The organism is Vibrio splendidus, from assembly GCF_024347615.1.
In the GTDB taxonomy this organism is placed as follows: domain Bacteria; phylum Pseudomonadota; class Gammaproteobacteria; order Enterobacterales; family Vibrionaceae; genus Vibrio; species Vibrio splendidus.
The window spans coordinates 3581142-3592331 of sequence record NZ_AP025508.1 but is presented as its reverse complement, the minus strand read 5'-3'; the positions used below and the strand labels follow the sequence as shown (position 1 = coordinate 3592331).

At 46.4% G+C, this 11190-nt stretch carries 8 protein-coding genes; 5 read left to right on the top strand and 3 right to left on the bottom strand.

Translation table 11 applies throughout. The features are described from left to right. Window positions 1-83: 83 nt before the first annotated feature. Together rpmE and OCU90_RS16145 are read left to right on the top strand one after the other, a co-directional pair. A complete protein-coding gene (gene rpmE / locus OCU90_RS16150) occupies window positions 84-302 on the top strand; it encodes a 50S ribosomal protein L31 (RefSeq protein WP_004729688.1) in 219 nt (72 codons plus the stop codon). 332 nt (window positions 303-634) lie between these two features. Then, window positions 635-1924, top strand: coding sequence for a malic enzyme-like NAD(P)-binding protein (locus tag OCU90_RS16145; protein ID WP_017077602.1), 1290 nt, complete (start codon window positions 635-637; stop codon window positions 1922-1924). Between the two features lie 247 nt (window positions 1925-2171). On the opposite strand, the gene metJ is transcribed toward OCU90_RS16145, so the two are convergent. Then, entirely contained in the window at window positions 2172-2492 is a 321-nt protein-coding gene (metJ, locus tag OCU90_RS16140; RefSeq protein WP_004729686.1) for a met regulon transcriptional regulator MetJ, read from the bottom strand. A 208-nt stretch (window positions 2493-2700) separates the two neighbouring features. On the opposite strand from metJ, the gene OCU90_RS16135 reads away from it, so the two are divergent. The 3 genes from OCU90_RS16135 (at window position 2701) to metF (ending at window position 7471) form a co-directional block, all read left to right on the top strand. Then, window positions 2701-3882, top strand: a complete 1182-nt coding sequence (locus OCU90_RS16135) for an O-succinylhomoserine (thiol)-lyase (RefSeq protein WP_029224093.1) — start codon at window positions 2701-2703, stop codon at window positions 3880-3882. Window positions 3883-3884: 2 nt separating this feature from the next. Beyond that, window positions 3885-6296 carry a bifunctional aspartate kinase/homoserine dehydrogenase II gene (locus OCU90_RS16130; protein WP_061023586.1) on the top strand — a complete coding sequence of 804 codons (2412 nt, stop codon included), beginning with the start codon at window positions 3885-3887 and terminating at the stop codon, window positions 6294-6296. A gap of 275 nt (window positions 6297-6571) precedes the next feature. Next, on the top strand, window positions 6572-7471 hold the full coding sequence (gene metF, locus OCU90_RS16125) for a methylenetetrahydrofolate reductase (RefSeq protein WP_004729683.1): 900 nt from the start codon (window positions 6572-6574) through the stop codon (window positions 7469-7471). 115 nt (window positions 7472-7586) lie between these two features. Here the strand turns inward: metF and OCU90_RS16120 are convergent, their stop codons facing one another. Together OCU90_RS16120 and ppc are read right to left on the bottom strand one after the other, a co-directional pair. After that, the gene (locus OCU90_RS16120; RefSeq protein WP_004729682.1) at window positions 7587-8126 is read right to left on the bottom strand and encodes a PadR family transcriptional regulator; all 540 of its coding nucleotides are present in this window, start codon (window positions 8124-8126) and stop codon (window positions 7587-7589) included. 373 nt (window positions 8127-8499) lie between these two features. Then, window positions 8500-11136, bottom strand: a complete 2637-nt coding sequence (gene ppc, locus OCU90_RS16115; RefSeq protein WP_017077604.1) for a phosphoenolpyruvate carboxylase — start codon at window positions 11134-11136, stop codon at window positions 8500-8502. Window positions 11137-11190: the final 54 nt, after the last annotated feature.

Here is an 11190-nt window from a genome sequence, read left to right as displayed (position 1 = left end):
GCGGTGTCTTTATTTTATTTTTTAACTACGTGTGGTGTACGGCTTAGAATCGTATAGCGACACGGCCTACTTGAGGTTATCCCATGAAAACTGGTATCCACCCAGAATACAAAGCAGTTTCTGCAACTTGTTCTTGCGGCAACACATTTGAGTTCAACTCAACGCTTGCAAAAGAATCTATCCACCTAGACGTATGTGACAAATGTCACCCATTCTACACTGGTAAGCAACGTATCGTAGATACTGGCGGCCGTGTTGATCGCTTCAACAAGCGTTTCGGTGCTCTTTCTAGCAAGAAGTAATTCTCGCTATTTAGACATAAAAAGGACACTTCGGTGTCCTTTTTTGTTGCCTGAAATTTAAGAAAACGCTGAATCTTATTCAGCCATCAACTTCTCGAAAACGACAGGCAACCCGCTTGAGTTTTGTTTCATAACTTACACCCCACACTCCATTCTCGAAATCCGCTCGAAAGTTCAACAAGCGACAGTAATTTCAACTGCTCACTGGTCTTATTAGTAGTGAAATCTCGTTTTTTAATGAGACAGAGGCTTTAACCACCTAGGAACTTTGAAGTACATCTATTAACATGAACAAGATCCCCCAAATAATAATATCCTAGGAACCTACACCTATGTCTGAAGACAGCCGCCAAGATCAATCCTCTCAAGCGTTATCGCCTCAAGAACAATTCCGTCAGCAAGCTCTTGATTACCATGAGTTCCCAATTCCAGGCAAAATTGCCGTAGAACTGACGAAGCCTGCAAACTCTGCAGAAGACCTAGCACTTGCATACAGCCCAGGCGTGGCTGAGCCTGTTCGCGAGATCGCACAGAACGTTGATAACGTTTATAAGTACACAGGTAAAGGCAACATGGTTGCAGTTATCTCTAACGGTACAGCGATTCTTGGCCTAGGTAACCTTGGCCCTATTGCTTCTAAACCTGTTATGGAAGGTAAAGCGCTACTGTTTAAGCGTTTTGCTGGTTTAGATTCTATCGATATTGAAGTAAAACACCGCACAATCGATGAGTTCATTGATACGGTTGCGAATATCGCAGATACATTCGGTGGTATTAACCTAGAAGACATCAAAGCACCTGACTGTTTTGAGATTGAGCGTCGCCTGATTGAGCGTTGTGATGTCCCTGTTTTCCACGATGACCAACACGGTACAGCGATTGTAACGGCTGCAGGTATGCTGAACGCGATTGAGCTTCAAGGTAAGAAGCTTGAAGAGTGTAAGATCGTTTGCTTGGGTGCTGGCGCAGCGGCGGTTGCTTGTATGGAACTGCTGATTAAGTGTGGCGCTCAGCGTGAGAAGATCTACATGCTTGACCGTAAAGGTGTAATCCACACTCGTCGTGAAGACTTGAATGAATACAAAGCGCTATTCGCAAATAACACGGACAAGCGCACGCTTGAAGATGTTATTGAAGGCGCTGACCTGTTCTTGGGCGTATCGGGTCCTAACCTGCTACCAGCTAAAGCACTCACGCTGATGGCTGATAAGCCTGTTGTGTTTGCATGTTCAAACCCAGATCCAGAGATCAAGCCAGAGCTTGCTCATGAAGTTCGTTCTGACCTTATCATGGGTACAGGCCGTAGCGATTACCCGAACCAAGTAAACAACGTACTTTGTTTCCCATTCATTTTCCGTGGTGCGCTTGATGTGCGTGCGAGCGAAATCAATGATGAGATGAAGCTGGCTGCGGTTAAAGCGATTCGTGAACTAGCGAAAGAAGAAGTTCCGGCTGAAGTACTCGCTGCTGCAGGTGAGACTGCACTGGAGTTTGGTAAAGGCTACATCATTCCTAAGCCAATGGATCCACGTCTACTTCCTCGCGTAGCAAAAGCGGTTGCAGTAGCGGCCGTTGAATCTGGCGTAGCTCGTATTGAGATGCCTGCTAACTATATGGCTTAATGCTTTAATAATTTAATAATTTAATAATTTAATAATTTAATAATTTAATAATTTAATAGCTCAATAGCTCAATAGCTTAAAAGCTGTTGCTCTATTGAGCGAAAAAGAATAATAAAAAACCGACTCATAGGAGTCGGTTTTTTTATGTCTATCATTCACAGAGCAGCTACCGATAACGTAGTGGGTGATGTGACAAATAAGGTTCAGTTATAGCGAATCAATATTGAAGGCAGTGACTGAGTTGTTTTTATTCTTCGTCAAACGCTTCGAATTCGATACCCATCTCTGTCATCAGCTTTTTCACTTCAGTCGGGATGTCGTCTGGACGGTCTTTACGGAGATCTTCATCCGTTGGCAGTGGTTGGCCTGTGTACGCATGTAGAAAGGCTTCGCACAGTAGCTCACTGTTTGTTGCATGGCGTAGGTTATTAATCTGGCGGCGAGTGCGCTCGTCAGTAAGAACCTTTAACACTTTTAGAGGGATAGAAACTGTAATTTTTTTTACTTGTTCGCTTTTCTTTCCATGCTCAGCATATGGGCTTATGTATTCACCATTCCAGTCGGCCATTGCGTACCTTCATCACTTTAGTTGTTAGAATAAATTAATAGTGGTGATTTTAGCGGGATTTACTGCCATAAGCAAAGACATATAGACGTCCAGAAGTGTTGACGTCTCACATTTATGAAAGTAAAGTGAATAACATATATCTAACACAGCCGCAGAATGCCGACAAGCCGCTGTGATTCTCAGACGCAAAACTTGTAAGGAAGCACCTATGAGCAGCCGGAAGCCAGCAACAATCGCAGTACGTACTGGTATCGAGTCAGACACGCAACACCATGCCGTTGTCCCACCTATTTATCTTTCGACTAACTATGGGTTTCCCGCTTTTGGTGAAGTGCCAAAGTACGATTACACCCGTTCTGGTAACCCAAATCGTGGTTTATTAGAAACGGCATTGTTTGAGCTTGAGTCTGGCAAAGGTGCAGTGGTGACTAACTGTGGCACTTCGGCACTTAACTTGTGGGTATCCGCTTTCTTAGGCGGTGATGATCTTATTATCGCACCACACGACTGCTACGGCGGCACTTACCGCCTGTTTAATACCCGCTCATTAAAAGGTGACTTTAAAGTTTTGTTCGTTGATCAATCGGATCAAGCAGCGTTGGATGCGGCGATCGCGCTCAAGCCAAAGTTGATCTTAATAGAAACGCCATCGAACCCGTTGGTTCGTGTGGTTGATATTGCAGAGACTTGCCGTAAAGCGAAAGAGGTTGGTGCTCTGGTTGCTGTCGATAACACATTTTTGACGCCTGTGTTCCAAAAGCCTTTAGAGTTGGGTGCTGATTTTGTTATCCACTCAACCACCAAATACATCAACGGACACTCAGATGTTATTGGTGGCGTTGTCGTGACGAAAACTGAAGAGCACGCTGAAGAGCTTGCATGGTGGGGCAACTGTATTGGTGCGACCGGCACACCATTTGATAGTTACATGACTCTACGTGGTATTCGTACGCTAGGTGCGCGTATGCGTGTTCACGAAGAGAGTTCACGTGAAATTCTGACGGCTCTGCAACAACAAGATCTGGTGGGCACTATTTACCACCCAAGCCTTCCTGAACACCCGGGTCACGAGATCGCGAAGAAACAGCAGTTGGGCTTTGGTTCCATGTTGAGCTTTGAGTTTGCGGGCTCTTTTGAAGCACTTAAATATTTTGTAGATAAGTTAGAGCTATTTTCTTTGGCTGAATCACTGGGTGGGGTTGAAAGCCTGATTTGTCACCCTGCGTCGATGACTCACCGTGCGATGGGCGAAGAAGCATTGGCAGAAGCGGGTGTTTCTCAACAATTACTGCGCCTTTCTGTTGGCCTTGAAGACGCGGAAGACCTAATCGACGATCTCAAGCAAGCGTTTGAAAAAACACAACGTTTTATTGCTGAAGGGGAGGCTTAATAATGGCAACCTTTCGCCAGCTACATAAATTTGGTGGCAGCAGTTTAGCGAACCCTGAATGTTACCAACGCGTGGTCAACATTCTTAGAGAATATTCATCAGCGACGGACTTGGTGGTGGTATCGGCCGCAGGCAAAACAACCAACCGCTTAATTGAGTTTGTTGAAGCGCTCGACAAAGATGGTCGTATTGCTCATGAATGCCTGCAAACTCTTCGTCAGTTTCAACTTGAACTGATTGAGGCTCTGCTTGAAGGTGAAGCTGCCTCGCAACTAACGGCAACCATTCAACAAGAATTCACCGCTTTGGGTGAGCTAACGGCTCCCTTGAGTGAAGCACAAAAAGCACAAGTACTGGGTCATGGTGAGGTTTGGTCTTCACGTTTGTTGGCGACGTTGTTGTGCCAGCATGACTTACAAGCGGTTGCTCAAGATGCGCGTGCCTTTTTACGTGCAGAAGCGGGTGCTCAACCTGAAGTTGACCGCGCACGCTCTTATCCTCTGATTAAAGAAGCCTTGGCGCAGCATGCACATTGCCGCGTAGTAATTACTGGCTTTATGGCTCAGAACTGCGAAGGCGAAACGGTACTGCTTGGTCGTAACGGTTCGGATTACTCAGCAACCGTGATTGGTGCTCTGGCTGAAGTTGAACGCGTGACAATCTGGAGTGATGTGGCGGGCGTATACAGCGCAGACCCTCGTTTGGTTTCGGATGCGTGTTTATTACCTCTGCTTCGCCTTGATGAAGCCAGTGAATTAGCTCGTCTTGCGGCTCCAGTGCTACACAGCCGAACGCTACAGCCTGTCGCTCAAAGTGCTATGGATCTCAGCTTGCGCTGCAGCTACCAGCCGGAGGCGGGCTCTACACAGATAGAGCGAGTACTGGCATCGGGGCGCGGTGCAAAAATTATTACCTCTTTGGATGAAGTTCTTATCGTGCAACTGACCTTTGGTCACGGCCATGATTTCGACCGTCTGGAGAGTGAAGTCCTTGAAGGGCTTAAGCGTGCTCAATTAGAGCCGCTTGCTTATGAATTAGAACCCGATCAACACTGCTTGCGCCTTGCTTACACGGAAGAGATCGCTGGTGGTGCATTAGAATATCTACAAGATCACGCGATTGAAGCTGAGATTAAACTGAAAGAAGGTTTTTCTCTGATTGCTGCAGTGGGGGCGGGTGTGACTAAGAACCCGAACCATTGCTACGGCTTCTACCAGCAGCTCAAGAGCTCGCCAGTGGAGTTTATCTCAGAAGCGAACTCAGGCTTAAGCTTGGTGGCTGTGATTCGTAAGAGTGAAACATCAAGCCTAGTGAAAGGCATTCACTCTCAACTGTTCCAAGCTCAGAAGCGTGTGGCGATTGCCTTGTGTGGTAAGGGCAACATTGGCTCAAGTTGGTTAAGCCTGTTTTCCGAGCAAAAAGCGGAACTTGAAAAGCGTCGTGGGATGAACTTTGAATTGGTTGCGGTGGTTGATAGCCAAACCTATTGGTTCGACGATCAAGGCATTGATGCGACTTCAGTTGGTAAACGTTTTGATGATGAAGCGATTGCCAACAATGGTAACGACTGGCTAGAGCGTTTAGGTTCTATTCAGGGTTACGATGAAGCGGTAATACTCGATGTAACTGCAAGCCCTGTGCTTGCTGCAAAATACCTACAAATTGCACAACAAGGTATCCACCTGATCTCGGCTAACAAGGTGGCAGGATCTGCATCGAGCGAGTATTACCATCAGGTACAAGATGCTTTCGCTAAGATCAGCCGCCACTGGCTGTACAACGCGACAGTGGGTGCTGGTTTACCTATCAACCACACTGTGCGAGACCTGCGTGAGAGCGGTGACGATATCATTGCGTTATCAGGCATCTTCTCTGGCACTTTATCTTGGTTGTTCCAACAGTTTGATGGCACGGTGCCGTTCAGCGAGTTAGTCGACTTAGCGTGGCAACAAGGCCTGACGGAACCGGATCCGCGTGCTGACCTTGATGGCTCAGATGTCATGCGTAAGCTGGTGATTCTGGCGCGTGAATCGGGTTTGGATATCGAACCTGAAAACGTCAAAGTGGAATCGCTCGTACCTGCAGAGCTACAAGAGCTATCAGTGGATGACTTCTTCGATAAAGCTTCTGTTCTAAGCGAAGAGTTGGCTGAGCGTTTGGAAAAAGCGCACTCTCAACAGAAAGTTCTACGTTACGTAGCGCGTTTGGAGAAGAACGGTAAGGCAACCGTAGGCGTTGAAGCACTGTCTAAAGAGCACGCTTTGGCGAACTTACTGCCCTGCGATAATATCTTTGCGATTGAGAGCAAATGGTACAAAGATAATCCATTGGTTATTCGCGGCCCAGGTGCAGGGCGTGAAGTCACTGCTGGTGCAATTCAATCTGACTTAAACAGAATGTCTAGCCTGTTTTGATTTTCAGATCGGTTGGTTTAGTGTCTAAATAGCATACTATTCACTAAGATAAATAAGGCTGAAAGCACGATGTGTTTGTCAGCCTTTTTTCTACATTATTTCTGCTTTGCGACCCATCTAACGACTTGAGTTTTACTCACGATCTACTTGAGAAAAATTCATAATGGATCTGTTGACATTAAATCGTATTCAATACATTCTACAGACATATAGACGTCTAAACGTCGTTTAAGGATTTGAGTTTTAGTGGTTGCTTTTGCCACAGGGAGAGTAAGATGGGATACACACACGCTAGTCATATCGACGCTTTAAATCAGAATATCGCTGAACTTTCTGACAACATCAATGTGTCATTTGAGTTTTTTCCACCAAGCAGTGAGAAGATGGAAGAGACCTTGTGGAACTCTGTTCACCGTCTTAAAACACTTCAACCAAAATTTGTATCGGTAACTTACGGTGCAAACTCGGGTGAACGTGACCGTACCCACTCAATCATTAAAGAAATTAAGAACCAAACGGGCCTAGTGGCAGCACCACACCTCACATGTATTGATGCGAGCCGCGAAGAGTTGATTCAAATTGCCGACGACTACTGGGCAAATGGTATTGAAAGTATTGTTGCGTTGCGTGGTGACATCCCAGCAGGCGGCGGTGCGCCAGAGATGTACGCATCTGATCTAGTCGAGCTACTTAAATCTCGCCACGATTTTGATATCTCAGTAGCGGCATTCCCTGAGGTTCACCCTGAAGCAAAAAGCGCTCAATCTGACCTAATTAACCTAAAGCGTAAAGTGGATGCCGGTGCTAACCGTGCCATCACTCAGTTCTTCTTCGATGTAGAAAGCTACCTACGTTTTCGTGACCGTTGTGTGGCGGCTGGTGTTGATGTTGAGATTGTTCCAGGCATCTTACCTGTTTCTAACTTCAAACAAGCGTCTCGTTTCGCTGCGATGAATAACGTAAAAGTACCGGGCTGGATGGCGAAGCAATTCGAAGGCTTGGATGATGATCCAACGACTCGCCAGTTAGTCGGTGCGAGCCAAGCGATCGATATGGTTCGTACGCTGAGCCGTGAAGGTGTGAAAGACTTCCACTTCTACACGCTAAACCGTGCAGAAATGACCTACGCACTTTGCCATACTCTAGGTGTTCGCCCACAAGTTGCTGCGCTGTAATTAAGCTTCAGCCTTGTTAAAGCGCTATTTGCTGTAAATCTCAAATCCGATAGATACAAAAAAGGCTTGGACTCTAAGAGTTCAAGCCTTTTGCTTTTCTAGCGTCTAACTTAACTTAAGCAAGAGCACCAAGTTCAAGCAGTACTTCGTCCGCCCAAACAATCCATGCTTCACGGATAAGTAGGTTACGACGAAGCGTTAAACGCTCTAGGCGTGCTTGCTTGTCTAGTGTAGATGGCGTTGCGTAGTAAGCCGCTTCGATTTCTTTGTAGTGAGAGACCAGTTTGCGAGACTCTTCAACTAGCTCAGCAAGTTGTACACGGTAAGCGTCAGCAGGTTGTACAGCACAAGCCATTAGCTTAGCTGAGAACTCGTCACGAACGGTTGGGTGTGCAGTTGGTTGTTCAAACCATTCACCTAGCGCGCCACGGCCTGCGTCAGTGATAGAGTAAACTTTACGATCAGGTTTGCCTTCTTGAGGCTCAAGCACGCAAGTTACCTGGTCGTTCTGAGCCATTTTATTTAGCTCGCGGTAAACTTGTTGGTGGCTAGCTTTCCAGAAGTAACCAATGCTTGAAGAGAATTCTTTTGTGATATCGTAACCAGTAGCATCGCGTGTACTTAAAACGGTTAGAATTACGTGTGGTAATGACATGTCTGAAATCCAAATGGTAAACAGTAAACAAATACTTAGACAACAAGTGTGCTTCTAATGGCACGTTATATTGGTTATGTCTAAGTAGCACCAACTCGGCGGTTGGTTATGTCACCTTACAAAGCCGTTTATCACCTAGGTTGACCAGTTTATAGGTCAAGTTGCTGCAGATTATTTTTTTGGAGTGTTTCCGCAGCGGAGCAGTAGTATATCTAAATAATAAGCATAAAGTAGAATACATGGACAAAATAACCCAAAAAACTGACAAAATACTTACTAGTGGTTATCTGGTGAAATAAAAAGGCCGCACATGGCGACCTTTTGTTCTTTTTTTAGATGTAAATGCTGATTAAGTTATAGTAGGAATTACTAATTAACCAGTATTTCGCATACCTGCTGCAATACCTGCAATCGTCACCATTAGTGCTTCTTCTAGCTCTGCTGGTGGTGTTTCACACTTACGAGTACGGTAAAGCAGTTCCGCTTGAAGCATGTTTAGTGGCTCAACATAGATGTTACGTAGACGAATTGACTCAAGTCCCCAAGGGTCACTCTGCATCAGGTTCTCGTTGTTCTCTACATTTAGTACCGCTTTGATGTCTTTTTGCAGCTGTTCACGCAGTAACTCACCTAACGGCAGCAGTTCTTTATCAACAAGGCGTTGGTCGTAGTACTTCGCAATTTCCATGTTGCACTTCGAGTACACCATTTCCAGCATACCTAGACGAGTAGAAAAGAATGGCCATTCGCGACACATCTCTTCAAGTAGCGCTTGATGGCCTTGATCTACGGAGTATTGGATTGCTTCACCTGCACCTAACCATGCTGGAAGTACCAAACGGTTTTGGCTCCAAGAGAAGATCCATGGAATCGCACGTAGGCTTTCTACGCCACCGTTCGGGTTACGTTTTGCTGGGCGAGAACCGAGTGGCAGTTTGCCGAGCTCTAGCTCTGGTGTCGCTTGACGGAAGTAAGGTACAAATTTCTCTTCGCCACGAACCACGTTGCGGTAAGCCTCACAAGAAACTTGAGAAAGCACTTCCATTAGATCGCGCCACTCTTGCTTTGGCTCAGGTGGCGGCAGAAGGTTTGCTTCTAGAATCGCACTTGCGTATAGGTTGAAACTGTTTACGGCAACATCTGGCAAGCCAAGTTTAAAGCGGATCATTTCGCCTTGCTCTGTTACACGTAAGCCGCCTTTCAAGCTCTTAGGTGGCTGAGAAAGAAGTGCAGCGTGCGCTGGAGCACCACCACGACCAACCGTACCACCACGACCGTGGAATAGAGTCAGTTCAATGCCTTCTTCTTCACAAACCTTAACCAGCTTGTCCATTGCGTCGTATTGCGCCCACCCTGCAGACATTACGCCAGCATCTTTTGCTGAGTCAGAATATCCGATCATCACCATTTGGTGGTTCTGGATAAAGCCACGGTACAAATCGATGCTCATTAGCTGTTTCATTACTGCTTCTGAGTTGTTCAAGTCGTCCAGCGTTTCGAACAATGGACATACGTCCATGCGGTACGGGCAACCACATTCTTGCAGCAGCAAGTGAACAGCCAGCACATCCGATGCTGTACGAGCCATAGAAATTACGTAAGCACCAAAGGCTTCGCGAGGTTGAGCAGCAACGACCTTACAGGTGTCTAAAACCTCTTTGACTTGTTCAGATGGCTCCCAGTCGCGTGGTAGCAGTGGGCGTTTTGAGCTTAATTCATTGGTTAAGAAAGCAATCTTGTCTTGCTCGCTCCACTGGTCGTAATCGCCAATGCCTAGGTAGCGAGTCAGTTCAGATAGGACATCTGAGTGACGTGTACTTTCTTGACGAACATCGAGACGAACTAAATGCACACCGAATGCTTTTAGGCGACGTAGGGTATCAAGCAGAGAACCATCCGCGATTACGCCCATGCCACATTCGTGCAGCGATTGGTAACACGCGTAAAGTGGTGTCCAAAGTTGGTCGATGTTCTGCAGTGTTTCTTTCTTCGGTACTTCAGCATCATGCAGTTTTGCGTCAAGCACTTCTAGCGTGTTGTTCAGCAGAGTGCGTAGGCTCTTAAGGATTGCACGGTAAGCTTCGTGCTCATCGCCAGCCAATTCACGAACGGCATCATTACACTTCGTCATCGACAGTTCGGTAATCAGCTCGTTCACGTCACCTAGGTACAGATCAGCGGCTTTCCAGCGAGATAGGCGCAGTACTTCTTTGGTGATGGTGTGCGTTACGAATGGGTTACCATCGCGGTCGCCACCCATCCAAGATGAGAAGTGAACTGGGCGTGCATCGATTGGTAGGCCTTCACCAAGGTAACCTTTTAGTCGGCCATCCATATCACGTAGGAAATCAGGCACGGCTTCCCATAGAGAGTTTTCTACAACCGCAAAGCCCCACTTAGCTTCATCAAGTGGTGTCGGGCGTTGCTGACGAATCACATCAGAGTGCCAACCTTGAGCGATAAGCTGCTCTAGGCGACGTTCTGTTTTCACGCGCTCTTTGTGTGATAGGTCGCTTAATTCCAATTTAGACAGACACTCGTTGATCTTAACCAGCTTGTTGATCATGGTTCGACGAGTGATTTCTGTTGGGTGAGCGGTCAAAACGAGTTCAATGTTCAGGTCGCGAACGGCTTGAGCCGCGTCTAGCTTGCTGATGTCATTTTGATTTAGTTTAGAAAATAGAGATTGCAGCACGTCTGGTTCGCAAACATGCTCCTCACAGTGGCGAGAGATGGTGTGGTATTGCTCTGCCATGTTGGTGAGGTTGAGAAATTGGTTAAATGCACGAGCAACAGGAGTGAGTTGTTCGTTCGGCAGGTTTTTGATTTCTTCAACTAGGCTGTCACGGTCAGCTTTGTTGCCTGCGCGGGCGGATTTGGAAAGTTTACGGATAGTCTCCACTTTCTCTAAGATAACGTCACCATGTGCATCTTGGATTGTGTTACCTAGCAAGCGTCCCAGCATGCTTACGTTACTCTTGAGAGCGGCGTATTTCTCGTTCATTGTCATCCTGCCTCGTAAAAAAATTACATCCATTGTTCCTTGTTAAGTACACAATCTAGC

Coding starts and splice junctions, on each gene's coding strand:
- rpmE (WP_004729688.1), top strand. CDS start 84: ATGAAAACTGGTATCCACCCAGAATACAAAGCAGTTTCTGCAACTTGT.
- OCU90_RS16145 (WP_017077602.1), top strand. CDS start 635: ATGTCTGAAGACAGCCGCCAAGATCAATCCTCTCAAGCGTTATCGCCT.
- metJ (WP_004729686.1), bottom strand. CDS start 2,492: ATGGCCGACTGGAATGGTGAATACATAAGCCCATATGCTGAGCATGGA.
- OCU90_RS16135 (WP_029224093.1), top strand. CDS start 2,701: ATGAGCAGCCGGAAGCCAGCAACAATCGCAGTACGTACTGGTATCGAG.
- OCU90_RS16130 (WP_061023586.1), top strand. CDS start 3,885: ATGGCAACCTTTCGCCAGCTACATAAATTTGGTGGCAGCAGTTTAGCG.
- metF (WP_004729683.1), top strand. CDS start 6,572: ATGGGATACACACACGCTAGTCATATCGACGCTTTAAATCAGAATATC.
- OCU90_RS16120 (WP_004729682.1), bottom strand. CDS start 8,126: ATGTCATTACCACACGTAATTCTAACCGTTTTAAGTACACGCGATGCT.
- ppc (WP_017077604.1), bottom strand. CDS start 11,136: ATGACAATGAACGAGAAATACGCCGCTCTCAAGAGTAACGTAAGCATG.